Genomic DNA, 25,688 nt, shown 5'->3' with positions numbered 1-25,688 from the left:
CGATGCCAGAGCTCGATCCCCTCGTTCAGGCCCAGCTTGCGGAACGTCGCGGCACCGCCGCGATGGTGCTGGTCTGGCTCGTCGCGAAGAACCGCTCCACAGGCGCGCCCGAAACCATCGGGTTCTGGACCGGCGACGATCATGAGAATTTCACGATCCGCGGCGAGACGCGCCTCTACTACGGCGCCGGCGCGGTGATCGACGTGGGCGCGGTGCGCTCCGGGGTGGGGATCCGCAAGCGCAATCACCGTCTGAGGCTGCCTCCGATGCTGGCCGAGACCCGCCAGGCGCTGCGCGGGTATGAGCCCCGACAGGCCCGGGTCGAGGTCCATGTCTGTCCGATGGACCTCGACAGTGGTCGCCCGCTGGCCGAGCCGTTTCGCATCATCAAAGGGGTGCTTGAAGGCGCCCCTGAAACCCTGGGCCAAGAGGGCGGCGCCTCCTTTACCGAGCTGCGCATCGCAACCGGGACCAGGCTCACCGAGGGTCTTCCCGCCTACAAGTCGAACGCCGCGCTGCAGGCGGTCAACCCAACCGACCGCGGCCGGGAATACAGCGATCTGGGCGAGGAATGGCGCGTGCGCTGGGGCGTGGTGACATGAGCCTGCCGCTGCACGACCGCCCCGCGGTCCTCCGCCGGTACCTCGCGAGATGCCGCGGGCGGACAATCGAGCCTGGCCGCTTCGACTGCGCGCTCTTCGCGGCCGATTGGTTCCAGCTTTGCGCGGGCGTCGATCTGGCAGGGGCCTGGCGTGGGCAATACCGGAGCTTCGAGAGCGGCATCGCGCTCCTGGAAGGTGGCACCCATGTCGATGTCCTGCGCTCTCATGCCGAACCGGTCCTGCCAGGCTTCGCTCTGACCGGCGATCTGGTCGTCATCGATGTCGATCCCCTTCCGGCGCTCGGGATTGTCGCCGACGGCCGCGCGCATGTTCTCGCACCATCGGGCGGGCTCGATACCGTTCGGCTGGCGCGCGCGTCGGAGGTGTTCCGGCCATGACGCGCGTGACGTTCCTCCTGACGGCCGTCCTCGCTCTGGTCCTTTCGGCCGGGCCTGCGGACGCGGGACCTGTCGTCGGCGTGATCTCGGCGATCGGCACCTGGTTCGCGGCTCAGACCGTCGTGGTTCAGATCGGGATCCGGCTTGCGGTCGGATTGGCGATCAGCCTCCTGACGCGACCCAAGATCGATCGTCCGAAACCGCCGAGCATCCAGACGAACTTCACCACGTCCGGCGGCACTGAGCCCCAGAAGACGATCGTCGGGCGCTTCGCGACGCACGGTCATCGCGTCTATCGCAACAGCCACGGCGGCAGCGAACGGGTTCTCTACACGCGTGTGGTCGAGCTAGGCGACCTTCCTGGCGTAACGCTGCGCAAGGTCTTCATCGGCGGCCAGGACGCACAGGTCGATTTCGGTCAAAGCCTCGAATACGGCTTTGCGCCCGCTATCGCTTACGAGGGCACGCGCAAGGGGCCGTTCGGCTCCCAGGAGCCGGTGACAAACGCCAAGGTTCTCTTCTTCAATGGCGCGCAGACCGCCGCCTCCGCCTACCTGGTCGATCAATACGGCGGGCGCAGCAACTACGTCTGGACGACCGATCACGTTCTGACCCGGATCCCCTATGCGATCGTGGTCTGCCGCGGGAATCCCAAGGTCTTCAGCGGCGTGCCGGAACTGCGTTTCGAACTCGACGGCATCCCGCTTTACGACCCGCGCAGCGATGACACTGCCGGGGGTACCGGGACGCAGCGGTGGTCAGATCCCTCCACCTGGGCGCAGACCGACAATCCGGTCGTCATCGTCTACAACATCCTGCGCGGTATCAAGTTGGGCGACGGCCGGGTCTGGGGCGGCGAGGCTGAAAGCGATGAGGATCTGCCGTTCGATCGATGGACTGCGGCCATGAACGTGTGCGATCAGCTCGTCGGCACGGCCAACCGCAAGCGGTATCGCGCCGGCATCGAGATCAGCTTCACCGAAGCGCCGGCTGGCTACATCGAGGAGCTCCTGGCGGCCTGCAACGGGCAGATCGCCGAGTTGGGCGGCGTGTTCGACATTCAGGTCGGTGCGCCGGAGGTGCCGATCACCGCGATCACCGACGACGATGTTCTGATCAACAGGCCTCAGGAGTTCGAGCCTTTCCCGTCCTTTGACGCCATCTATAACGGCGCCAGCGTCACGCATCCCTCGCCGGCCGCCCTGTGGAACGGTCGCGAGCTCGATCCGGTCCTCTTCCCCGATCTGGAGGCCGACGACGGCTTCCAGCGTCTCTATGACGTCCAGCTGTCTACCGTTTTCAACGCCCCCCAGGCGCGCCAGGTCGCGAAGGAGCTGGTTCTCGACAACCGCCGTCATCGTCAGCACGTCCTCTCTCTTCCGCCGGACTATGTCTTCCTGTCGCCGCTCCGGACCATCTCTTGGACGAGCGACTGGAACAGCTACACCGACAAGGCTTTTGAGGTCGGAGAGATCACCTACGACCTGAGGACGCTTGTCGTCCAGGTCTCCCTGCGTGAGCGCGACCCGGACGATTTCATCTTCGACGACACCCTCGTGCAGCTGGATCCGCCGCAAGACCCGGTCGTGGAACTCCTCGAGTTGGTCGGATTGCCCGGTTTCCAGATTGCGCAAACCACCGTGGTCGATGCGAACGGGACATCGCGCCGACCCGCTATCCTGCTCACCTGGGACGGCTTCGACCTGGTCGATGTCGCTGTCAGCGCCAATTTCGAGCTGCGTCTCGCGGCAACCGCAGAGCGTGTCTTGGGCAGAAGCTCGTCAGAGCTGCTCGAAGGGCAGTATGTGCTCGACGACGTGCTGCCGGGAGAAGACTACGAGGTTCGAGCGCGCGCGGTCTCCACGACTATCGCGACGAGCTGGGGGCCTTGGGTTCCGGTCACGGCGCCCGATATCCGCTTCTCGATCGCGGATCTTGCGCAGGAGGTCTTCGACCAGGCCGCCAGCGACGCGCAAGACCTCATCGACCAGTACGATCTCGACGTGTCCATTCCGAGGCTCGATGTCCAACAGGTCGAACAGCGCTCCGTGACCGAAGCCATCGAGCGGATCGAGGACGCGGTCGTGCGCGGGCTGGCGCGGCTGTCCTCGACGGAAAGCCTCGTTCGCGGTGCCGGCATCTATGTCGATCCGACTGAAGGCACCGTCCGGATCTCGGCATTCGAGACGTCGCAGGAGCGGGCGACCGAAGCGGAGGTCAGGCTCGATGCCGCGGAGGCGGCGATCTCGCTGAAAGCCTCGGAGACCTTCGTCTACGATCAGATCGCTGCCGCCGTCCTCGACCCGGCCGATCTTGCGGCGTTGGACGATCTGCAACTGCGGGTCCAGACCGTGGAGCTGGACCTGGCGGCAGCTGAGGCCTCGATCACCTCGAAAGCCGAAGTGACCGAGGTGGATGGTCTCGATGTTCGGCTGACCACGGCCGAGGAGGATATCGACGGCCTCGAAGCGCAGATCACCCAGAAGGTCGATCTGACCGCATTCGACCCGCTCGAGACGCGGGTGACGAGCGCTGAGCAGACCATCTCGGCACTGGACGGCGCGAACATCACCCAGGTCGCCGCGGACACGCGATATGCCAGCGACGAGCTGGTCATCGGCGAAGACGCCCGTCTCGGCGATCTGCTGCAATCCTACAGGAACCGGAAGGCCATCCGCGCAGACATAGCCTTCGCCCAGACGAACTTGAGCGCGGCCGTGTCGGACGAGCGTGAAGCTCGGGCCTCGGCCGAGACCAACCTCGGCGCACGCATCGATCAGACGCAGGCCCAGATCGTGACGGAGAGCAAGATCCGGATCAGCGCCGAGGACGCGCTTGCCGCACAGATCGACACGCTCTCGGCCGAGATCGACGACAACCGTGCCGATATCATCAGCGAGCAGCAGGCGAGGGCCTCCGGCGACAGCGCCAACGCCTCGGCAATCGACGCTGTTGTGGCTTCGGTCGACGATCTCGACGCCGAGGTCTCAGTTCAGGCGACCGCGGTTGCGACGCTCGAGGGCAAGGCCGCCGCATCGCTTGTCGCGCGTGTCAGCGCCGGAGGCGCGTCCGGCGGATACGAGTTCGTGGCAGGCGACGATCCGGTCAACGGGCCTGCGGTGAAAGCTCTGTTCACTGCGGATCAGATCGGGTTTCTGGCCGATCTCGTTCAGTTCTTCGGCACGGTGAAGGCGAACCAGATCGAGGTCACCAGCCTCGATGCGATCTCGGCCAACCTCGGCACGATCGAGGTCGGCTCCGCGAATATCGAAAACCTCGCAGTCGGCACGGGACAGCTCGCCCTCGGGGCCGTCACGACGATCGCAGCGTCTTTCGTGGACACGGCAAAGAACGTTCCGAACAGCGGCGAAACGACCATCGGGACCATCACTGTGTCCCGCGCCGCGGGTTACGAGACGGAGGTTCAGTTCTCATGCGACATCAACCATCCCGCGATGGATCAGGTGAATGATCACGGCGAGGCGCAGTTCCTGATGAAGCGCGGCGGCACCCAGCTTGAAGCCGTCAACATGACGCTGCTGAACCTCGCGCCTTCGGGCCGCAACATCACGTTCCCGGGGCCGTTTTTCTTCCGCCATCGCGACACTGACACCAGCGGCGGATCGGCCACCTACGAGGTCACCGCACAGTTCCCGTCCGGTCTTCGGAACGGATGGTCGATGAACGTCAACAACCGCCTGATGGACGTCAGGCAGATCAAGAGGTGAGCACACATGGCATGGTATAAGACCGGCACAGTCGCGGTGACGAACGGCAGCGGCGCCGTCACCGGGACAGGCACAGACTGGTTTGCCGCGCTGCAGGTCGGTTGGGGCTTCGTCGGCCCGGACGGCCGCGTCTATGAGATCACCTCGGTCAACAGCGCGACCTCGATAACGATCACGCCGACCTACCAGGGATCGACGGCGAGTGCTCAGTCCTATGCGGCGTTCCCGACGCGGTCGCTCCAGGCTGACCTGGCTGACGCGGTGAACCAGCTCATCACGGACTACCAGGCGAGCCTCGACGGGCCTGGGGCCGGGCTTTTCGCCGATGGCACGCCCGCGCTTCCAGGCATCGCGTTCGATGCGGATCCCGACACAGGCCTTGCGCGCCCAGGATCGAACCAGCTGGGCTTCTACACCGCTGGAGTGCTTCGCGCTCTGCTCATCGGCTCTGGCTTCACGATCAACGTTCCGATCCTCGGGACGGCAGTGACCCAGAGCATCACCGACGCTACCTCGGGTCGGCTTCTCAAGGTCGGCGATTTCGGGCTGGGGGCCGGAAGTCCGCCAAGCATCTCAGACTTCACCGCAAGCCTGAAACCCGGGTTCTACCGATACCTTGAGCAGTCGGCGACAGGAGCGCCGGGAGGTGGCTTCTCCTACAATGGACACGCCCTCGTTCTAAAGAGCGCGTCCGGTACAGTGATCTTCGCCAGTCGTGAAGCGAACGCGGCTGCCGGTCAGAAGTCTTGGGTCGGCGCGCGGACAGCAGATCCCGGCAGCATAACCTGGTATCAGATCGTGACCCAGGCTCAGCTTCTTGGGACAGTCTCACAGTCAGATGGCGTGCCCACCGGCGCAGTGATCGAGCGCGGCTCGAACGGCAACGGCGAATATGTGCGCTTCGCGGACGGGACGCAGATTTGCACCGATGTCGTCAGTTTCAATCCCACCCTGGCAACTGGCTATACGGCTTTCAGCTTCCCCGCCTCCTTCGCAAATGGCGACATTTCCTGCGCGTTCAGCAGCGTCGAGACCAACCTCGGAGCGAACAAGGCAACGCTGGGCGATATGTATGTCGTGAACAATTCCACTCAGTGGAAAGTGCATCACACCCAAGCGACGGGCGGCACCAACTTCGATGTCAAGCTGCTCGCCATTGGCCGCTGGTTCTGACCCCTCCCCCCAAAAACCTGAGAGACACCCATGAAAATCCTCGTATCCCCCGTCGCCGCCCTCCCCGGCACACCGGAAACCACCGTCACCGTTCAGGACACCGACACGCTTGTCGTGGACGGCACCCTCTACAATCTCGAAAGCATCCCCGAAGGCGGCCGCGGCATTCCCGAGGGCGATCACCCCTTTGCCGGGCCGATCACGCGCGCGGGCGGCGAGCTGACCGTGCCGCTGCGCTTCCTCTATGACGGCAGCACCGCGGAGCCGAACCAGCCCTCCGATCCGGCGGCTTGGCTCCACACCGTTGCCGTCGGTCCGCTGCCTGATCCGATCACACGACGCGCCGAGCCAGATGCCGAAGCAACAGAGGAGGCCGCGTGATGCCGTTCAACCTGACCATTGAAACCGAAGCCGAACTCGCCGCGCGGGACGCAGTGGGCTTTTCGATCGCCGTCAAAGCCGAAGCCGGCCGACGCATCCTCGCGCTCTGCCCGGAGTGGAAACAGCGCAATCTGACAGCTCAGGCGTCGATCCTTGCCGAGAAGGGCCGCGCGACCTGGTCGCCCGAGGAGCAGGCGGCATGGGACGACGGCGAGGCGCTCTGGACGCAGATTGCCGCGATCCGCACTCGGTCGAACGAGATCGAGGCGATGGACCCGCCACCGGCCGATCCAACAGATGACGCGCTCTGGCCCTGACGGAGGTGAGCATGGACCCGAAACAGGCAATCGCGCGCCTCAACGCCCAGTTCGTCTACAGGCCCGACCCGGAGATGATCGGACCCTGGAAGATCATGCGGCCTGAGGGCGGCTTCCTCCGAGGCGACTGCGAGGACTACGCGCTGACGCTCGCCTTCGAGCTCGCGGGACGGTCCCGACTGCGCTTCTGGTGGCACCTCCTGACGCTGCGCTCGGTGATCTGGGCGACACGCTCGGCCCGACGCGGTGTCCCTCATGCAGCGCTCTGGCACCGCGCGGAAGGGCTGAGCCTGAAGGGCCGCTGGGCGGACAACATCACCGGCGAATGGCGCGAGCGCACGCCCCACACCCGCCTGATCCCGATCCCCGCGCCTCTGGTCGCGCTCTTCATGCTGCTGGGTGCCCTCGGGCGGCACTGGAGGGCGCCCTTCACCTCCTGAAATCGCGGTCTGCACCGGCCGTGCAACAGCCCGTTGAACGGGCGCTTCAACCCACCTGAAAAGGACCTTTCGAGCAATGTCCAAGTCCGACCTCTTCGAGAACGCGCTGATCGACCTGATCTTCAACGCAACGCCAATCGCCAACCTGGCAGACGATGCCGCGGCGTCTCCGCTCACGAACCTCTACGTCTCCCTCCATACCGGTGATCCGGGAGAAGGCGGGAACCAGGCTGCCAACGAATGCGCCTATACCGGCTACGCCCGAGTGGCCGTCGCCCGGAACGGCACCGGCTGGACGGTGAGCGGGAACTCGGTCAGTCCGGCCGCGAATATCGACTTCCCCGAAGCCAGTGCCGGCAGCGAGACTGCGACGCATTTTGCCGTCGGAACCGATCCCTCCGGCGCCGGACGCGTGCTCTATTTCGGCACGATCTCTCCGACCATCGCGATCAGCGCCGGCGTGACGCCGCGTCTTGGGACCGGCACCGCGATCACCGAGGACTGACCTCGTGTCGCTCTGCGGCACATCTGCGCAGCATTGCTGCCACCTGGGACGGGCGGGCGCCTGCGAGTTCGTGGCGCCCGCCGAGCCTCCCTGGAGGTGGCAGTGCCTGCTGCGCCGGGAGCTCGGCTCGTGGGGCGCGGTGCATCTCTCGCAACCGTATCTCGCGAGCGTGAAGCCCGCCCTCGAGGCGGCGGGAGTCACCGTCGACTGTGGTGACTGGCCTCCGCCCGGGAGCCGATGCGGCACCTGCGGCGAGGTCGGCGTCGTACCGAGGGTCTGAAGAATGCCGACCATCAGCCTCACCACCGGGTTCACAGGTACCGACGTCCAGGACGACGGTGCGACCTCGTTCCAGTTCAGCGACAGCCCCGCCACCAGCGTCACAAAGTCTGCAGCGCTGGGCGACGTCCCGGCGGATTTCGATCACATGGACAGCGGCCTGGCCGTGACGATGCGCGCCCGCAAGAACCCCGCCGGCGACGACATCGTGGATGTGTCCATCCGCGTGATGTACAGCGGCATCGTCCTGGCGGCTGCGAGCGGTGGCGGCACCAACAGAGTGCTGTATCTCGACATCTCGGGCCAGTTCACCGACGTCAGCTCCGCCTTCCCTTACACGGACACAGCTGTCGGCAAGTCGATCTGGGATCAGGCGATCGTCGAGATCACACAGACCTACAACCGGACCAAAGGCTCTGACGACGCTTTCCTGGAGATCGACTATCTCGAGTTCTCCGGGACCTACACCTCGTCCGGTCCAGTAACGACCGAAGGCAGCGGGACGAGCTCCGGCGCGTCGACGGCGGCAGCGGCCGGGGCGGCCTCCGAAACTCGGACCGGCACCGGCAGCGCGATCGGCGCGGCGACTGTGGTTGGAGCAGGACATGCGCGGGTCCTTTCGATAGCGACCGCTGCGGCCTCTGGATCAAGCGCGGGGTCCGGCACGCGGATCGTCTCGGGCGCTGGCGCATCCGCCGCGGTCTCCGATGTCGCTGCCTTGGGTCGGACAGGGGTCTCCGGAGAGGGAGCCGCGTCCTCGGCCGCCTTAGTCCAGGCGCAGGCGCAGGCGGTCAATCGCGCTGCCGCGACGGCAGTCAGTGTCAGCGATACTGCGGGCGTTGGCAGCGCGGTGACCTCGTCGATCGGCGTCTCCGCGTCGCTTTCAGCAGCATCCGGCGCTCCTGGGCTTTCAGTTGAAACCGGTAGCGGAGGCGTATCTGCCGACGCCAGCGCTACCGGTGAGGCGCGACCTATCTTCAGAGCCGTGGGGGCATCCACGTCAGGCTCTGGAGACACTGCTGAGGGAGCCTCTGTAGCGGCAACCGCGGGCGCCGCATTCGGTTCCTCCGAAACCTCTGCCGAAGCCCGGTCTCTCGCAGACGTGACCGGACAAAGTTCGAGTTCGGCGACGAGTTCCGGCGCGGCGACAGCGACCGCCGAGGCGTCAGGCGGGGCCCATGGCGGCAGCGTTTCGTCAGGTCTCGGTTCGCCCAGAGTTGCGAGTGACGGCATGGTCCTCGGCGCTGCGTCGGTTTCGGGAACCTCCGCATCCGGCAACGCGTCCGTCGGAGCCGCCGCCGGCGCAGCGGGGTCCGATGCCTCCGGTACGGCGATCGCGCGATCCGTGGGCGTGATCGATGCTGGCGCAGACGCGGCGGCCGGGGCGACCGGGTTGGCCCAGTCCGAAGGCGTGGCGGGCGGCAGCTCAGGAGCTGTTTCGAGCGCCAAACCGGCGGTCTCGGCGATCGCCACCGTGCAGGCCGGCGGCACGGCCGTGTCGAGCGCCGTCGGTGCGCCCGTGATCGCGACGCTCGGCACTGCGCTGAGCGCCTCGATGACCTCGGGAAGGGCGAAAGCGCTGGGTCGGCGCTTCGCGGCGCCGATTGGCGCCGAACGCAGTGAAGCACGCGGCGGTGGACGGTCGACCGAGGCCCGGCCGCGCACCACCAGAACCAGCATCGGAGACTGACATGGATTCCGTCTTTATCGGCCAGAACGACACCGCACCGGACATCGAGCTCCAGCTCTTCGCGCCAGGAGGAGCACCCATGGACCTGACCTCGGCTGTCTCGGTCGAGTTGCGCGTGGTCGACGCTCAGCTGAGCCCGGTGTTTTCAGGTATGTGTACAGTCTTCGACGCCGAGAACGGCTGGGTCCGCTACGAATGGCAGGCTGACGACACTGCGGAAGCGGGCACGTTCCTCGGCAAGTTCATCGTCACCTTCGCGGACCAGCGGATGACAGTGCCGAACAATGGCGGCACGCGGATCGTGGTGGATCGGGAGTATGCGGCGGGGTGATCGATTTGAGGACTGTGTTTGTGCCCGAAAGTTTCACAAAAGATCGAGTGTCTGCTATTCATGGAATCAGCCAGACGTAGGGCGTCGCTGCTGTAAGGCACCGACTATCCCGATCTCTAGCTAGGGCTTAGCGGCCCTGTGTGATCCATTAGCATGGAGAGCTAAGGCGCGGGGATGGCCGGGGGCCGGGTACGCGTCGACGAGTGCGCCGAGTGATCATCAAGCGGCTCAACCGCCACGACGGGGCGGTATAGAAATACTGAGCAGGTTTAAACTGCTCGACCGGTCGAGCACGCTCTTGGAGAAATCCCATGGCGTTTCGGCTCAAGATGGAGGTCGAGTTCAAAGTGCGGGAACGCACGTTGATCAAGATCCTCACTATACTGGTCGGAGCCGGGCTTATGCTCGTCTGACCCGAGGCGGGCTTAGGCCCGCCTCACTTCGTTGCAAATCGAAGATGCAGACCGCGTTCGTCATCCAGGCACTTTGCCCACCCTAATCGAATTGACCCGCGACGTCGCGGGTTCGGTCGAAGGGGAAGTAGAAGGACTGCTGACGCTGATGGCTCGGCACGCGTCGGCATGCGTCCCGAGTCAGGGAAACACCGACGAGCTGATCCTTGTTGCTTCGCGCAATGTCTCTGGCGCGCACGTTCCTCTTGATGCAGTCCGCAACCATTAGATGCAGATTTGCGACAAAAATCTTTTTCGCATTAGCCTTGCCACAATTCGCAGCCGCTAACGTGTTCTTTTGACAGAGCTCCAACTTGGCGATGATCGATATGACCAACCAGCTTTTCTTCGGCGACAATTTAGACGTGATGCGAGAGAACATCGCCGATCAGGTCGCAGACCTGATTTACTTGGACCCGCCGTTCAACTCCGACGCAAGATACAACGTGTTCTTTCAGTCGCCCGACGAAGCTATCCAGTCTGCACAAGCCGAAGCCTTCCGGGATACATGGCTTTGGGACCATGAAGCAGAGGCGGCTTTCCAAGAGTGTGCGTTCGCCGGCGGTCCAATCGCTTCGATCATTACGGCACTTCACACCGCTCTGGGTAACAGCGATCTCATGGCTTACCTCGTCATGATGGCTGCGCGCATACGCGAGCTTCGACGTGTGCTTAAACCCACTGGAATGCTGTTTTTGCACTGCGACCCATCCGCAAGCCATTATCTGAAAATCTTGCTTGATGGAGCGTTTGGCGCTGACCTGTTCCGCAACGAGATTGTCTGGAAGCGGACCCAAGCCAAGAGCTTACAGACGCGTCGCTTACCGACCAACCATGACATCATTTTGGTGTATGCCGGTGGTCGCGAAGCATACTGGAATATCGAGGAAGCTTTCATCCCTTATGATGAGGCCAATCTCGATGCAAAAACGTTGAAGCAGTACAGCCGGATCGATCCGAATGGCCGTCGATACACACTGGATAATCTGGTCAACCCCAACAAAGATCGCCCGAACCTCACTTACGAGTTTCTCGGAGTGAAGCGCGTCTGGCGATGGACGAAAGATCGCATGAGTGCTGCGTATGATGAGGGCCTGATCCATCAAGCCGGTCCAGGAAAAGTGCCCCGTTTGGTGCGATACTTGGATGAGCAGAGGGGGAAACCGCTAGACGACGTTTGGGCGGACATTGATCGTCTCAATCCGACAGATGCGGAAAGATTGGGCTATCCTACTCAGAAGCCGCTAGCATTGGTCGAGCGGCTTATCAGGTTGGCTTCAAAAGGCGACGCAACCGTGTTTGATCCCTTCTGCGGTTGCGGAACGACTGTTCACGCAGCTCAAAGTCTCGGGCGCAATTGGATCGGGATCGATATTGCGTGTCACGCGATCGAAGTGATCTCAGATCGATTGGAGAGGGAGACTAATCAAATTGCCGGTCGGGACTTCGAGCTGACCGGTATCCCACGCGACTTGGCAAGCGCTCAAAGGTTGGCCGAAAACGACAAGTTTCAGTTTCAGTGGTGGGCCAACCATTTGGTTGGTGTCCAGCAAATGCGAGAGGTCAAGCGAGGACCGGACAGGGGCATCGATGGAGAGATGTTTTTCGAAGCTGGGCCCAGGTCAGATGGTCGGCGCTATGGGCGATTGCTGACTTCAGTAAAAGGCGGGAAGAACGTCGGAGTGGCTGAGGTGAGGGATTTCAGAGGCGTTCTTGAGCGAGAAAAGGCGGACGGGGGGCTTTTCATCTGTCTTCGACGGCCGACCAAGGAAATGACCCGAGAAGCTGGCAGCGCCGGGTTTTTCCGCTACCACGGCAGCGACCTGCCCAGATTGCAGGTTGTATCGATTGAAGAGTGGTTCAATGAGGGCTTTAGACCGCGTTTACCGGGTCTAGCAAAGCTCGAGAGGACAGCTCCGGATAGGTCTCCGCGACGTAAGGCCGAAGATCGCAAGACAGACCAGATGGAGATGCTTCTGCATTTCCCGTCCGATATGAGCGATCCAGCAGGGAAAATTCACCTCAATCCTAGGACAGCATTCGCACGCGACAGTATGAAGACAGCATAATGTAGATTGCTGCACGGCATCCTGTCACTGACTGCAGATCATCGTGTCACGCTACATCGTGTCTCGACATCTGTCGCACGGTAAAGGCCCATCAAGGCTGCGGTTTGCGGCGCGGCTGTCGCGGATAGGACGCATGATCTGGGGGGCTGAAATTGCCTCTACCCAAGGTCTGGCCGACCCCCTATAGTTTCTGTGGATAAGTGGGGCCGAGACCCCATCGAGGCAGAAGACGACGAGAGAGGGACCGCCCATGCGCTGCCCGTTTTGCGGAAACATCGACACGCAGGTAAAGGATTCCCGCCCGGCGGAGGACCACGTCTCGATCCGGCGTCGGCGCTTCTGTCCGGCCTGTGGCGGGCGGTTCACCACCTATGAACGGGTGCAGCTGCGCGATCTCGTCGTGATCAAGTCGAACGGACGGCGCGAGGATTTCGACCGCGACAAGCTCGAGCGCTCGATCCGCATCGCGCTGCAGAAGCGCCCCATCGAGCCTGAGCGCATCGACCAGATGATCTCGGGCATCGTGCGGCGGCTGGAATCGATGGGCGAGACGGATATTCCCTCCAAGCAGATCGGCGAGATCGTGATGGAGGCACTGGCCCGGATCGACACCGTCGCCTATGTGCGCTTTGCAAGCGTTTACAAGAACTTCCAGGCCGCGGATGATTTCGACAAGTTCGTGAGCGAGCTGCGGCCCGAAATCCCCGAGAAGTGAGCGACACCGACCGGCGCCACATGGCCCATGCGCTGAGCCTGGGCCGCCGGACGATGGGCCGGACCTGGCCCAATCCGGCGGTGGGATGCGTGATCGTCAAGGACGGCCGCATCCTCGGGCGCGGCTGGACGCAAGCGGGCGGACGTCCCCATGCGGAGACGCAGGCGCTGGCGCAGGCGGGCGACGCGGCGCGGGGCGCGACAGCCTATGTGACGCTGGAGCCCTGCGCACATCACGGAAAAACGCCGCCCTGCGCCGACGCCCTGATCGCGGCGGGCATCGCCCGCGTGGTCGCGCCGTTCGAGGACAGCGATGCGCGCGTTGCGGGGCAGGGCTTCGCACGGCTGCGCGCCGCGGGGATCGAGGTCACGACCGGCATCCTCGCCGACGCCGCCGGGCGCGATCACCAGGGCTTCTTCCTCAGGGTCGAGCAGGGGCGTCCGATGGTGACGCTCAAGCTCGCTTCTTCCTTCGACGGGCGCATCGCCACGGCGAGCGGCGAAAGCCGGTGGATCACCGGCGAGGTCGCCCGGCGTCGCGTGCATCTGGAGCGGCTGACCCATGACGCGGTGCTTGTCGGCGCCGGGACCGCACGCGCGGACGATCCGTCCCTGACGGTGCGCGGGATGGGGGCGGTCAGCCAGCCGGTGCGGGTCGTGGCCTCACGGCATCTCGACCTGCCGCTGATGTCGGGGCTGGCGCGGACCGCGCGCGATCTTCCGGTCTGGCTCTGCCACGGGCCGGATGTGCCGTCCGCCACCCGCGCGACATGGAAAGATCTCGGCGCGACGCTTCTGTCGGTGCCGGTGCGCGGTCGGCAGCTCGATCCGGCGGGGCTCTTGCAGGCCTTGGGGCAGGCGGGGCTGACGCGGGTCTATTGCGAAGGCGGCGGCCAGCTTGCCGCGACGCTCCTGGCCGCCGATCTGGTCGACGAACTGATAGGCGTCACCGCGGGCCTGGCGCTCGGCGCAGAAGGGCGGCCGAGCCTCGGTGCGATGGGGATCGGTCGGTTGGACGAGGCGCCGCGCTTCCGGCTGATCGAGACGCAGGATTTGGGCGGTGACGTGCTGCACCGCTGGGCGCGCGGCTAGTCCCGTTCGATCAGGATCCGTTGGCGCAGCGCGCCGCTTGCGCTGTCGAAGACCAGGATCTCGGCCCCCTCGGCCACCAGCGCCACCCAGCCCGTGCCCTGCGTGACGGCGGTGATCTCACCGGCATCCGAGGGGAGGGACAGACTGTCGGGCCAGTCGGGGCCGGGCGTGCGGAAGCGGATGACAAAGAGCGCGATGATGACTATGAGACCGGCGATCATCGTGCCGGTCAGCACGGTCACGAGGATCTTGAGAAACCGCACATCCGGTGCCGGGTCTGGAGAGTCCGTCAAATGTCTGATCCCCTTCGCGTCGTGATCGGCGCCCAGCCGCCCGGGCGTCTTGATAAGGCGCTGGCCCGCGATGTGCCAGAGGCGGCGGCGCTGTCGCGCACGCGCCTTGCGCGCCTGATCGCGGAAGGGGCCGTCACCCATGAGGGCGCGGCGCTCACCGACGCCAAGGGCGGGGTCGAGGAAGGCTGGGTGATCGAGATCGCCGTGCCCGAACCCGAGACGGTCGAGACCCGGGCCGAGGCGATCGCGCTCGATATCCGCTACGAGGACGACGATCTCTGCGTGGTGATGAAGCCCGCGGGGCTGGTGGTGCATCCCGCACCCGGCTCGCCCTCGGGCACGCTCGTGAACGCGCTTCTCCATCATTTTGGCGGCGCGCTGTCCGGGGTTGGCGGCGAGAAGCGTCCCGGGATCGTGCACCGGATCGACAAGGACACCTCGGGGCTTCTGGTCGTGGCCAAGTCTGATCGGGCGCATCACGGGCTCGCGGCCCAATTCGAGGCGCATACCGTTGAACGCGCCTATCTCGCGCTCTGCCACGGCGTGCCGGATGTGGCCGATCCCCGGCTGCGCGGCGTGCGCGGTGCGGGCGTCGAACCGGGCGGGGTGATCCGGGTGACGACCGGGCTCGGGCGGCACCGGACCGACCGGCAAAGGCAGGCGGTCTATTTCGGCACCGGGCGCCATGCGGTGACGCGGGTGCGCGTTCTCGAGAATTTCGGCGGCGCGCTGGCGCTGGTCGAATGCCGTCTCGAGACCGGGCGCACCCATCAGATCCGCGTCCACATGGCCCATCTCGGGCACGGGCTGGTGGGCGATCCGGTCTATGGCGGGCGTCGCAAACCCTCGTCAAAGGTGCTGTCGCAGACGGCGCTCGAGCAGGTCAGCCGCTTTCCGCGCCAAGCGCTGCATGCGGCGACGCTCGGGTTCGAGCACCCGGTCAGCGGTGAGGAGATGCGCTTCGAGGCGGCGTTGCCCAAGGATATGGCAGAGCTGCTCGGCGCGCTGCAGGCGGGCTGAAACAAACCGCAGGCCTGCGTGAACGCACCGAAACAGGGGATCCGGCGCGGGGTCCTTTGCGTTATGCTCATAACAACACCTGGGCGCGTCCTGCGCTTGAACCCCCGACCGCTGGCACCCATATGGATGTTAAGTCGCGTAACATCGGAGGGATGGACATGAGCAACTACGGCAATCTTCCCGCGCCGTCCCCGGAAGCGGGCCTCAGCCGATACCTCTCGGAGATCCGGAAGTTCCCGCTTCTGGAACCGGAAGAAGAGTACATGCTGGCCAAGCGCTGGGTCGAGGATGGCGACACCGAGGCCGCGCACAAGATGGTCACGAGCCACCTGCGCCTCGCCGCCAAGATCGCGATGGGCTATCGCGGCTACGGCCTGCCGCAGGCCGAGGTGATCTCGGAGGCCAATGTGGGCCTCATGCAGGCCGTCAAGCGCTTCGACCCGGAAAAGGGCTTCCGGCTGGCGACCTACGCGATGTGGTGGATCCGTGCCTCGATCCAGGAATACATCCTGCGGTCCTGGAGCCTCGTGAAGCTCGGCACGACCTCGGCGCAGAAGAAGCTGTTCTTCAACCTGCGCAAGGCCAAGAGCCGCATCGGCGCGCTCGAGGACGGCGACCTGCGCCCCGAACACGTGCAGAAGATCGCCAACGACCTCGGGGTGACCGAGGACGAGGTGATCTCGATGAACCGCCGCATGTCCGGCGGTGACGCCTCGCTCAATGCCCAGGTCGGGCAGGAGGGCGAGGGAACGATGCAGTGGCAGGACTGGCTCGAGGACGAGGATGCCGACCAGGCGGGCGACTACGAGGCGCGGGACGAGCTTGAAACCCGTCGCGAGCTTCTGGCGCAGGCCATGGACGTGCTCAACGACCGCGAGAAGGACATCCTGACCGAGCGCCGCTTGGCCGAAAGCCCGCTGACGCTCGAGGACCTGTCCTCGCGCTATGACGTGAGCCGCGAACGCATCCGCCAGATCGAGGTCCGCGCCTTCGAGAAGCTGCAGAAGCGGATGACCGAACTGGCGCGTGAACAGGGGATGCTTCCGGCCGCGTGACGGGAGGCCGATCTCTGGTGAACTCCGAGTTCTGCACCTGGACCGAGCCCGTGATCGATCGGCATCGGGTGTCGCTCGGTGATGGGAGCGCACCCTCGGAGCAACGATAGGCCGCACCAGGCCATGTCTCAATTTGAACGGCCCTGCGGACGCGGGGCCGTTTTTCGTGTGGAGCCAGTGGTGCGCGTCTCGGTTCCGCCGGATTGTGGCCGCAATTCGGCCTCAATATTAAAGATTTTTGCCGCATTGTTTCGTGGTGGCGGGGCGGCTTCCATGCCGTGGGGGCAGGAATACTCTTTGAAATCTGAGTTTTCGGGCCGCGTCTTCATCTGCGGCGCGCCGCGCGGGTTGTTTCCAGTGGGGTGGATAGTGTGCGCAAAGCTTTGGCGTCATAAGGGAGCATCACACGGCCGCGGGGGCAGCCATACCGAGTAAAGGATGTCTCCATGCCCTTCCGCTTCTTCAGCTGGAACAGCGCGCCCACGCCCGTCAGCAACGGCCCCGTCGCCCAATCAGGGGATGCAATCGACGAGAGCTTCTCGAACGCCGCCGATGGGCTCGGCGACGGGTTCCTGGGCAAGACCATCGGCTCGCTGCTGACCATGACCGGCGAGACCGCAAGCGACAGTGCCTGGACGATGCAGGGCATGCTCAACGGCGAGACCGGGCTTCTGGAAGGCACTTCGGACCTCGCGACCTCGGTGCCGCGGCAGATCACCGACACGGCCAATGACCAGCTGAATGCGCAGGATGGGCTCGGCCAGCAGCTCATGGATGCGCTGACGCTCTCGGATGACGACGATCACGACGCCTATGCCGAGGATGACGAGGACGACGCGGATATCGACCACGGCGAGCTGATCATCTCCTGATCCGGAAACCTCCGGTCAACCACTCTCTCGCGAAGGGCCGTCCTGCCAGGGCGGCCCTTTCGCGTCTGCCGGGACCGATCCAGAGGCGGGTGGTGACGTTTGGGGGTGTGCTTTCGACGTGTGAGCGCTAACGTCCGGCGAAACGCTGACGGGAGTACGACATGGCCGATCATCTTCGCTGGGGCATCCTCGGGGCTGCGAAATTCGCGCGCGAGTTCATGGGACCCGCGATCCACGCCGCGCGGCGGGGGGAGCTTGTGGCGCTTGCGACCTCGTCCCCCGAGAAGGCCGCGCCGTTTGCGGCCTTCGCGCCGGGGCTGCGCGTGCATGACAGCTACGATGCGTTCCTTGCCGATCCCGAGATCGACGCGGTCTATATCCCGCTGCCGAACCATCTTCATGTCGAGTGGACCGACAAAGCGCTCAAGGCCGGGAAACACGTGCTGTGCGAGAAGCCGATGGCGCTTGCCGCAGGCGAGATCGACGGTCTGATCGCGGCGCGGGACACAGCGGGCAAGCTCGCGGCCGAGGCCTACATGATCGTGCATCACCCGCAGTGGCACAAGGCGCGGGCGCTCCTGGCCGAGGGCGCGATCGGCACGCTGCGCATGGTCGATGCGGGCTTTTCCTTCTTCAACGACGATGGCGGCAATATCCGCAACAAGCCCGAGACGGGGGGCGGCGGCATCCGCGACATCGGCGTCTACATCTACGGCTGCACGCGCTTCGTGACCGGCGAGGAGCCGGAAGAGATCGTCTCGGCGCGGGTCGACTGGGAGAACGGGGTCGACACCTTTGCCAGCATCGCGGCGCGGTTCCCGTCCTTCGATTACGCGGGCTATGTCTCGACCCGGCTGTCACCGTACCAGGAGGTCACCTTCCACGGCACGGACGGGGTGATGAAGCTCACCACGCCGTTCAACGCGCGGGTCTTCGGTGAGGCGCGGCTCGAAGTGCGCCGCGGGATGGAGGTCGTGACCCATCGCTGGCCGCAGGCCGATCACTACGTGCTGCAGGTCGAGGCGTTCAACGCCTCCGCTCTCGACGGCGACGACTATCCCTGTCCGCTGGAGTTCTCGCGCGGGACGCAGCGGATGATCGACATGGTCTTCGCCAAGGCGGGTTGAGCGCCATATCCCGGGGAACCGATGGGCGTGAGCCACGTTTTCCCCTCGGAGATCGCAACCGGACGTAGATTGCCGCATGACAGGCGGCGCGCGTCCGGGGCCGAGGGAGGAATGGCATGGAAGCGTCCGAGCGACAGAAATATCTCGATCAGGTCGAAGCCCGGATGGGCACGTGGCGCGCGGATATCCACGCGCTCCGGGCCAAGGCCGATGGCAAGGACGCCTCCGCGCGCGAGGAATATGCGACCGAAGTGGACGGTCTCGAGGCGCGCCTGTCCGATCTCGAAAAGGAGCTCGAGGCCGCGCGCGAGAGCTCCGAAGATGCATGGGATAACGTCAAGAACGATCTGAGCGCGGCCTTCGAGGCCGCGGATCAGGCGTTCTCTCAGTCCAAAGGGTGAGGGCGGGCACGAAAAAAGCCCCGGAGCGCGCTCCGGGGCCGGTCTGCGTGATGCGCAGGCGCTCAGGCGACGTTGGTGTTCGCCGCAGCCGCCGCCTTGGGGGCCGAGTTCTGGTCGATGAACTTCAGGACCAGCGGGCGGATGTTGTTGCGCCAGCTCTTGCCCGCGAAAATGCCGTAATGACCGGCACCCGGCTCGAGATGGCTGGCTTTCTTGCTGTCGGGCAGGCCGGTCAGAAGATCAAGCGCCGCGACACACTGGCCCGGGGCCGAGATATCGTCGTTCGAGCCTTCGACGGTCTTCACGGCGACCGAGGTGATCTTGCCGATATCGACCTTCTTGCCATTCACGGTGAAGACGTTGCGGGCGATCTCGCGGGTCTTGAAGATCCGCTCGACGGTCGAGAGGTAGAACTCGGCCGGCATGTCCATGACGGCGAGATACTCGTCGTAGAACCGGTTATGCGCATCGTGATCCGAGGCCTCGCCGCGCGCGACGCGGGTGATCTGCTCGGTGAAGGCGGCGGAATGGCGGTCGGCGTTCATCGAGATGAACGAGGTGAGCTGCAGGAGGCCCGGATAGACGCGGCGTCCGACGCCGGCATATTTGAAACCGACGCGCTGGATCATCATCTCTTCGAGCTGGCCCATGGTGACGCGGGCGCCGAAATCGGTGACCTCGGTGGGCGTCGCGTCGGGATCGATCGGGCCGCCGATCAGAGTGAGCGTGCGCGGCTGGGCGTCGGGCTCTTCCTCGGCGAGGTAGGCGGTCGCGGCCAGCGTCAGCGGCGCGGGCTGGCAGACGGCGATGACATGGGTATCAGGCCCCAACTCGCGCATGAAGTCGGCGAGGTAAAGGGTATAATCTTCAACGTCGAACTTGCCTGCGCTGACCGGAATGTCCCTCGCATTATGCCAGTCGGTCACATAGACTTCGCAATTAGTGATCAACGACCGAACCGTCGACCGCAGGAGCGTCGCGTAATGACCCGACATCGGGGCAACCAGAAGAATTTTGCGCGGCTGCTCTTCGCGTCCGGAGACGTCGAAGTGGATCAGGTCGCCGAACGGGCGCTCGATGACCGTGCGGATGTCGACAAGGTGGTCGCGGCCGTCTTCGCATGTGAAGGTGCGGATGCCCCAGTCGGGCTTGACGACCATGCGTTCGAAGGAGCGTTCCGTCACCTCGCCCCAGGCGGCCATCCATTGGATGGCCGGCACCGGCAGCATCGCAAACGCGGGGTAGGAGGCCATCGTTCGAGCCGTTGCGCCCAACCACTGTTGGGTGTTTCGCACCGTCTCCATCATATCGTAAATCGCCATGTAGCGCATGATGCGTCTCCTTCTGTCCGGGTGGGTCCCGAAGCGGTGTGTCGCGTTCCCCCCGGATTCGGCGACGAATTTCTGCACAGCAGCAAAGTAGGGGGGAACCGTAAGGATGACAACTGATACTGTGACCGCGGAGGAGCCGACCGAGCGTCTCACTGCAAATCTCCAGCGGGTTGAGGAATTGTCGCAACGCCTGATCGGGGCGATGACTCAGCGCGGATCTGTCAATCCCTCCCTTCAGGGGCCGAATCAGGAGCTCTACACCAAGGCGGTCACCGCCTACTGGCAGGAATGGATGTCCAACCCCGCCAAGGTGATGGAGCACCAGATCGAATACTGGTCGAAATCGGTCTCGCATTTCATCGAGGCGCAGAAGGCGCTCGCGCAGGGTAAACTGCAGGCGCCCGAGGATCCCGGTCCCAAGGACAAGCGGTTCGCCAACCCGCTCTGGGACAGCCACCCCTATTTCAACTTCATCAAGCAGCAATACCTCATCAATTCCGAAGCGCTCGAAACCGCGGTCTCGGATATCGAGGACATGGAGCCCAAGGAAAAACGGCGGCTGAAATACTTTGCCCGCCAGATCGTCGACATGATGGCGCCGACGAACTTCCTCTCGACCAACCCCGACGCGCTGCAAAAGGCCATCGAGACCGAGGGCGAGAGCCTGGTCAAAGGCCTCGAGAACCTGATCGAGGATCTCGAGCGCAACGATGGCGAGCTGGTCGTGCGCCTTGCCGATGAAGAGGCGTTCAAGATCGGCGAGAACATCGCGACCGCCGAGGGCGAGGTGATCTACCGCAACCGGATGATGGAGGTCATCCAGTACGCGCCGCAGACCGACCAGGTGAAAGAGACGCCGATCGTCCTCTTCCCGCCCTGGATCAACAAATTTTACATCCTCGACCTGAAAGAGAAGAACAGCTTCATCCGCTGGGTCGTGGACAAGGGCTACACGCTCTTCGTGGTCAGCTGGGTGAACCCGGATGTGGCCTATCGCGATGTCGGGCTCGACACCTATATCGAGGAGGGCTTCCTCAAGGCGATCGAGATCGTCAAGGACGTCACCAAGCAGAAGCGCGTCAATACCATCGGCTACTGCATCGCCGGGACCACCCTGTCACTGACCCTGTCGCTGCTGAAGCAGCGCAAGGACAATTCGATCAAGTCCGCGACCTTCTTCACGACGCTTACCGATTTCTCCGATCAGGGCGAGTTCACGCCCTTCCTCCAGGACGATTTCATCGACGGGATCGAGGAAGAGGTGAACAAGGAGGGGATGCTCAAGAGCTTCATCATGGCGCGGACCTTCTCGTTCCTGCGCTCGAACGACCTGGTCTACGGGCCCGCGATCAAGAGCTACATGATGGGCGAGACGCCCCCGGCCTTCGACCTGCTCTACTGGAACGGCGACGGCGCGAACCTGCCGGGCAAGATGGCGGTGCAGTATCTCCGCGGTCTCTGTCAGGACAACAAGTTCGCCGAGGACGGGATCGAGCTTCTGGGCGAGCGGCTGCACATCAAGGACGTGGACGTGCCGCTCTGCTCGGTCACCTGCGAGACCGACCACATCGCCGCCTGGAAGGACTGCTATCGCGGCTTCCAGAAGATGGGGGCCAAGGACAAGACCTTCATCCTCTCCGAGTCGGGCCATATCGCCGGGATCGTGAACCCGCCTTCCAAGGGCAAATACGGCCATTACGTGAACGACGACGTGAGCCAGGACGCCGACCATTGGCGCGAGCACGCGACCTATCACGACAAGGAAAGCTGGTGGCCGGTCTGGGAGTCCTGGGTCTCCAAGCGCTCCGGCAAGTGGGTCGAGCCGCGCCAGCCCGGCAACAAGACCTACGCCCCGATCTGCCCGGCGCCCGGGCAGTACGTGAAGGTGAAGGCGCGGGAGAAGTTCCCGGACTGACGTCCTCATATTTCCGCAAGAGCGAGTTTTTCTGCGGCGCAGCATTTTCTCTTGAAATGCTGCGCCGCAGCGCGTATTTGGAGGTCATCCAATCACCGGGGTCATTCCGACCCGACAGACTTCAAGAGGACCGACCATGGCCGCCAAGACGCAAGACTTCACCGCTATGATGAAAGACATGATGGGCGCATTCCCGGTGGACACCACCTCGATGGAAGACGCGTTCAAGACCTCCGCGACGCTGAACGAAAAGCTGTCGGCCGTCGCTCTCGACGCCGCAGGCAAGTCGGCCGAGATCTCGACCGCATGGACCCAGGGCACCCTGGCCAAGCTGTCGGACATTACCAAAGCCAAGTCGGAGCCGGCTGACTACGCCAAGGCGATGACCGATTTCGCATCGGCTCAGGCAGAGATGACCGCCGAGCACATGGCCGCTTTCGCCGAGATCGCGAAGAAGGTCCAGATGGACACCGTCGAGCTGATGATGGCAGCAGGCAAGGACTTCTCGGACGACGCAACCGCCGCCGTCAAGAAAGCCACCGCAGACGCCACCGCGACCGCGAAGAAGGCCACCACGGCCGCCGCGAAGTAATCGGCTTCCAAGATATCGCACCTACCACTCCTCCCAAGCGTTGGTGCGACTTGCTGGGGCGGGCAGAAATGCCCGCCCATTTTTGTAAGGTCGGGATGGCGATTGTGCAATTGCAGCATCGGAGCGCCGCTAACCCCCTGCTGAGACCCCGAAATTCCCTAAGTTCCAATAAAAAATAAGAAAAATTAGCGGATTTCTGCGCTGCGCTGCAGCATGTGCCCTTGAAAATGACGCTAGGGCACCCTATATCTTAACCATCAAACGAAACGGAGCGGCCCCGCGGCAATGAGGCTTCGGACGCGCCCTCCGACCCGAACTTTAGATGAAAGGAGGCCTCTCATGGCTATCCAACAACAAGACTTCAACGCGATGATCAAAGACATCATGGGTGCATTCCCCGTCGACACCAAAGCTTTCGATCAGAGCTTCAAGACCTCCGCGACGCTGAACGAGAAACTCTCGAACGTCGCCATCGAAGCCGCCGGTCGTTCGACCGAGCTGAGCTCGAAATGGACGAAGGACACGCTCGCACGCGTTGCCGATCTCTCCAAGGCGAAGGCCGAACCGGCCGATTACGCCAAGGCGATGAGCGACTTCGCAACTTACCAGGCGGAAACCGCCAGCGAGCACATGAATGCTTTCGCCGAGATCGTTAAAAAGGCACAAGCCGATACGGTCGAGCTGATGATGGCTGCAGGCAAGGACTACGGTGACGAGTTCAACGCCAGCATCAAGAAAGCACAGACTGCTGCTAAGAAAACGACCAAGTAACCGGTCGTAGAAGATGCTCCACAAGAGCGCGAAGGGCGGGTGTCAGACACCCGCCCTTTCTCTTTTCGGCATACTCGAAAAAAATGCTGCACTGCAGCATTCTGCCCTTGAAATGCTGCAGTGCAGCATCCACATTGAGTGCATGAACACGGCGGTTCTCCCGATGCAGACCAGACGGAGCCCCGCGCTAGATTGAAACCTACTGATGGACCAAAGGAGGCCTGACATGGCACCCAAGCAACAAGACTTCGCCGCGATGCTCAAAGAGATGATGAGCGCGTTTCCGGTCGACACCAAAGCGTTCGACGACAGCTTCAAGTCCTCCGCGACTCTGAACGAGAAGCTTTCGAACGTGGCCATCGAGGCCGCCGGCCGCTCCACCGAGCTCAGCGCCAAGTGGACCAAGGACATGCTGGCCCGCGCAGCCGAGCTGTCGAAAGCCAAGGCCGAGCCCGCCGACTACGCCAAGGCGATGAGCGATTTCGCGACCTACCAGGCCGAGACCGCCAACGAGCAGATGTCCGCCTTCGCCGAGATCGTGAAGAAAGCGCAGATGGACACGGTCGAGCTGATGATGGCCGCAGGCAAGGAGTTCGGCGACGACTTCAACGCCAACGTCCAGAAGGCGCAGACCGCAGCCAAGAAGACCACGATATAAGTGGAACGTGCCTGCGCGTTCAGCGCGCAGGCCGGGGCTGGCGGGTCAGACCCGCCGCCCCACGCCCCGGTCGGTTGCGGCGGCGACGCCCCTCTAGAATGCGTCGCTCTTTCAGCCGACCCAAGGCCAAGAAAAAATGCTGCAACGCAGCATACACCTCTTGAATTGCTGCAGTGCAGCATTATCTCTAGGGTATCAGATGAAACCGAGACCCCGGCGGACAGGGCGGGCGATCGGGCCGACACACAAGAGACGAAAGGAGGCCAACCATGGCCATTCAGACCCAAGACTTCACCGCGATGCTCAAAGACGCAATGGGCGCATTCCCGGTCGACACCAAGGCATTCGACGAGACCTTCCGCACCAACGCGACCCTCGCCGAGAAGCTGACCGGCGTTGCCGTCGAAGCCGCTGGTCGCTCCACCGAGCTCAGCGCAGCCTGGGCCAAGACTCTCCTCGGCCGCTACGCCGACGTCACCAAGGCGAAGGCAGAGCCCGCAGACTACGCCAAGGCATGGAGCGACTTCGTGACCTTTGGCGCCGAGTCGAGCGCCGAGCACGCCGCCGCATTCGCGGAGATCGCCAAGAAGGCGCAGATGGAAACGGTCGAGCTGATGATGGCAGCCGGCAAAACCTACGGCGACGAGTTCAACGCCGCCGCTCAGAAAGCCGGTGAGACCGCAACCGCGACCGCCAAGAAGGCAACCGCCGCGGCCAAATAACACCCGAGCACAGGGCGGCACCGTTCCCCCCGGACGGATCGCCTGAGCGGAAGCGGGCTCTTCGGAGCCCGCTTTCTTTTTGCGTCCGGGGATTTCGCCAGGGGAAATTTCTCAGATTGCACAATTGGTTTGCACTTTTTCTGCCAGTGCATAATCTTGGCGACAGCCCGTCACTGCATCGAGGATCGCATGGCCGAGACCGAAGCCCCCCTTCTGATCAAGCGCTACGCCAGTCGCCGCCTCTACAACACCGAGACCAGCGACTACGTGACGCTCGAGGATATCGCGGGGTTCATCCGCGAAGGGCGCGACGTCAAGATCGTCGATCTGAAATCCGGCGATGACCTGACGCGGCAATACCTGCTGCAGATCGTCGCCGAACACGAGAGCAAGGGCGAAAGCGTCCTGCCGATCAACGTCTTGACCGATCTCGTGCGAAGCTACACCACGCAGGCGACCTCGATGGTGCCGCAGTTCCTGGCGGCCAGCTTCGAAGCCTTCCGCGACAGCCAGTCGAAATGGGTCGAGAGCATGGGCTCGATGAACCCGATGGCCAAGATGCCCGGCTTCGAGGCGATGCAGGCCCAGCAGGAGGCCTTCCTCAAGGCGATGACCGGCCAGCGCGGCGCGGGAACGACCGCGCCGACGCCCGAAGAGGCCGAGGATCTCGACGCGATCAAGCGCGAGCTCGCCGAGTTGCAGGCCAAGCTCGCGCGCGTCCGGAAGTAACTCGAGATCGACGACAGCGCGGGCGGCCGGG

The 25,688-nt window shown here is 63.8% G+C and carries 26 protein-coding genes; 24 read left to right on the top strand and 2 right to left on the bottom strand.

Annotated elements, in window-relative coordinates:
• The first annotated feature begins 2 nt into the window (after positions 1–2).
• The 13 genes from ACFQ4E_RS10610 to ribD all read left to right on the top strand — a co-directional run bounded on the left by ACFQ4E_RS10610 (position 3) and on the right by ribD (position 14,171).
• Entirely contained in the window at positions 3–602 is a 600-nt protein-coding gene (locus ACFQ4E_RS10610) for a hypothetical protein (RefSeq protein WP_386803331.1), read from the top strand.
• Positions 599–1,000 (top strand): DUF6950 family protein, encoded by a 402-nt coding sequence (locus tag ACFQ4E_RS10605; protein WP_386803329.1) that lies wholly within the window; start codon positions 599–601, stop codon positions 998–1,000. Before ACFQ4E_RS10610 ends, ACFQ4E_RS10605 begins: the two co-directional genes overlap by 4 nt.
• A gap of 80 nt (positions 1,001–1,080) precedes the next feature.
• Positions 1,081–4,728, top strand: coding sequence for a hypothetical protein (locus ACFQ4E_RS10600; protein ID WP_386803328.1), 3,648 nt, complete (start codon positions 1,081–1,083; stop codon positions 4,726–4,728).
• 6 nt (positions 4,729–4,734) lie between these two features.
• Positions 4,735–5,901 carry a hypothetical protein gene (locus tag ACFQ4E_RS10595; RefSeq protein WP_386803326.1) on the top strand — a complete coding sequence of 389 codons (1,167 nt, stop codon included), beginning with the start codon at positions 4,735–4,737 and terminating at the stop codon, positions 5,899–5,901.
• Positions 5,902–5,931: 30 nt separating this feature from the next.
• Complete coding sequence (locus ACFQ4E_RS10590; protein WP_386803324.1) at positions 5,932–6,282, top strand: hypothetical protein; 351 nt, start codon at positions 5,932–5,934, stop codon at positions 6,280–6,282.
• Positions 6,282–6,599 (top strand): hypothetical protein, encoded by a 318-nt coding sequence (locus ACFQ4E_RS10585; protein ID WP_386803323.1) that lies wholly within the window; start codon positions 6,282–6,284, stop codon positions 6,597–6,599. Before ACFQ4E_RS10590 ends, ACFQ4E_RS10585 begins: the two co-directional genes overlap by 1 nt.
• 11 nt (positions 6,600–6,610) lie before the next feature.
• On the top strand, positions 6,611–7,039 hold the full coding sequence (locus ACFQ4E_RS10580) for a hypothetical protein (RefSeq protein WP_386803321.1): 429 nt from the start codon (positions 6,611–6,613) through the stop codon (positions 7,037–7,039).
• A 76-nt stretch (positions 7,040–7,115) separates the two neighbouring features.
• On the top strand, positions 7,116–7,544 hold the full coding sequence (locus tag ACFQ4E_RS10575; protein WP_386803319.1) for a phage tail fiber protein: 429 nt from the start codon (positions 7,116–7,118) through the stop codon (positions 7,542–7,544).
• Positions 7,545–7,827: 283 nt separating this feature from the next.
• Positions 7,828–9,513: a hypothetical protein gene (locus tag ACFQ4E_RS10570; RefSeq protein ID WP_386803317.1), complete on the top strand. Its 1,686-nt coding sequence runs from the start codon at positions 7,828–7,830 to the stop codon at positions 9,511–9,513.
• A 1-nt stretch (position 9,514) separates the two neighbouring features.
• On the top strand, positions 9,515–9,844 hold the full coding sequence (locus tag ACFQ4E_RS10565; RefSeq protein ID WP_386803315.1) for a hypothetical protein: 330 nt from the start codon (positions 9,515–9,517) through the stop codon (positions 9,842–9,844).
• A 772-nt stretch (positions 9,845–10,616) separates the two neighbouring features.
• Positions 10,617–12,365: a DNA methyltransferase gene (locus ACFQ4E_RS10560; RefSeq protein WP_386803468.1), complete on the top strand. Its 1,749-nt coding sequence runs from the start codon at positions 10,617–10,619 to the stop codon at positions 12,363–12,365.
• 250 nt (positions 12,366–12,615) lie between these two features.
• Positions 12,616–13,080: a transcriptional regulator NrdR gene (nrdR, locus tag ACFQ4E_RS10555; protein ID WP_386803312.1), complete on the top strand. Its 465-nt coding sequence runs from the start codon at positions 12,616–12,618 to the stop codon at positions 13,078–13,080.
• Positions 13,077–14,171, top strand: a complete 1,095-nt coding sequence (gene ribD / locus ACFQ4E_RS10550; RefSeq protein ID WP_386803310.1) for a bifunctional diaminohydroxyphosphoribosylaminopyrimidine deaminase/5-amino-6-(5-phosphoribosylamino)uracil reductase RibD — start codon at positions 13,077–13,079, stop codon at positions 14,169–14,171. The genes nrdR and ribD overlap by 4 nt, the downstream gene beginning before the upstream one ends.
• On the opposite strand, the gene ACFQ4E_RS10545 is transcribed toward ribD, so the two are convergent.
• Positions 14,168–14,464 (bottom strand): DUF6476 family protein, encoded by a 297-nt coding sequence (locus tag ACFQ4E_RS10545; protein WP_386803308.1) that lies wholly within the window; start codon positions 14,462–14,464, stop codon positions 14,168–14,170. The genes ribD and ACFQ4E_RS10545 overlap by 4 nt on opposite strands.
• Between ACFQ4E_RS10545 and ACFQ4E_RS10540 the strand changes: the two genes are divergently transcribed.
• From ACFQ4E_RS10540 to ACFQ4E_RS10520, 5 genes are all read left to right on the top strand, one after another.
• On the top strand, positions 14,465–15,484 hold the full coding sequence (locus ACFQ4E_RS10540; RefSeq protein ID WP_386803306.1) for an RluA family pseudouridine synthase: 1,020 nt from the start codon (positions 14,465–14,467) through the stop codon (positions 15,482–15,484).
• 158 nt (positions 15,485–15,642) lie between these two features.
• Positions 15,643–16,539: an RNA polymerase sigma factor RpoH gene (rpoH, locus tag ACFQ4E_RS10535; RefSeq protein WP_386803304.1), complete on the top strand. Its 897-nt coding sequence runs from the start codon at positions 15,643–15,645 to the stop codon at positions 16,537–16,539.
• Between the two features lie 446 nt (positions 16,540–16,985).
• Positions 16,986–17,411, top strand: a complete 426-nt coding sequence (locus ACFQ4E_RS10530) for a hypothetical protein (protein ID WP_386803302.1) — start codon at positions 16,986–16,988, stop codon at positions 17,409–17,411.
• Positions 17,412–17,572: 161 nt separating this feature from the next.
• The gene (locus ACFQ4E_RS10525) at positions 17,573–18,538 is read left to right on the top strand and encodes a Gfo/Idh/MocA family protein (RefSeq protein ID WP_386803300.1); all 966 of its coding nucleotides are present in this window, start codon (positions 17,573–17,575) and stop codon (positions 18,536–18,538) included.
• 116 nt (positions 18,539–18,654) lie between these two features.
• Positions 18,655–18,939: a hypothetical protein gene (locus ACFQ4E_RS10520; RefSeq protein ID WP_386803298.1), complete on the top strand. Its 285-nt coding sequence runs from the start codon at positions 18,655–18,657 to the stop codon at positions 18,937–18,939.
• Positions 18,940–19,001: 62 nt separating this feature from the next.
• Here the strand turns inward: ACFQ4E_RS10520 and phaZ are convergent, their stop codons facing one another.
• Positions 19,002–20,270, bottom strand: coding sequence for a polyhydroxyalkanoate depolymerase (gene phaZ / locus ACFQ4E_RS10515; RefSeq protein WP_386803296.1), 1,269 nt, complete (start codon positions 20,268–20,270; stop codon positions 19,002–19,004).
• Positions 20,271–20,376: 106 nt separating this feature from the next.
• On the opposite strand from phaZ, the gene ACFQ4E_RS10510 reads away from it, so the two are divergent.
• From ACFQ4E_RS10510 to phaR, 6 genes are all read left to right on the top strand, one after another.
• Positions 20,377–22,185: a PHA/PHB synthase family protein gene (locus ACFQ4E_RS10510; protein WP_386803294.1), complete on the top strand. Its 1,809-nt coding sequence runs from the start codon at positions 20,377–20,379 to the stop codon at positions 22,183–22,185.
• A gap of 136 nt (positions 22,186–22,321) precedes the next feature.
• Positions 22,322–22,777, top strand: coding sequence for a phasin, PhaP (locus ACFQ4E_RS10505; protein ID WP_386803292.1), 456 nt, complete (start codon positions 22,322–22,324; stop codon positions 22,775–22,777).
• A gap of 339 nt (positions 22,778–23,116) precedes the next feature.
• Positions 23,117–23,548, top strand: a complete 432-nt coding sequence (locus ACFQ4E_RS10500) for a phasin family protein (RefSeq protein ID WP_386803290.1) — start codon at positions 23,117–23,119, stop codon at positions 23,546–23,548.
• Positions 23,549–23,774: 226 nt separating this feature from the next.
• Entirely contained in the window at positions 23,775–24,206 is a 432-nt protein-coding gene (locus tag ACFQ4E_RS10495; RefSeq protein ID WP_386803289.1) for a phasin, PhaP, read from the top strand.
• 269 nt (positions 24,207–24,475) lie between these two features.
• Positions 24,476–24,928, top strand: a complete 453-nt coding sequence (locus ACFQ4E_RS10490) for a phasin, PhaP (RefSeq protein WP_386803287.1) — start codon at positions 24,476–24,478, stop codon at positions 24,926–24,928.
• Between the two features lie 189 nt (positions 24,929–25,117).
• Positions 25,118–25,657: a polyhydroxyalkanoate synthesis repressor PhaR gene (gene phaR / locus ACFQ4E_RS10485; RefSeq protein ID WP_386803285.1), complete on the top strand. Its 540-nt coding sequence runs from the start codon at positions 25,118–25,120 to the stop codon at positions 25,655–25,657.
• Positions 25,658–25,688: the final 31 nt, after the last annotated feature.

The sequence above is a fragment of the Litorisediminicola beolgyonensis genome, from assembly GCF_042679605.1.
GTDB classification, from domain to species: domain Bacteria; phylum Pseudomonadota; class Alphaproteobacteria; order Rhodobacterales; family Rhodobacteraceae; genus Litorisediminicola; species Litorisediminicola beolgyonensis.
Note: the sequence above shows the minus strand (reverse complement) of the source record. Positions and strands in the feature narration are given on the sequence as shown.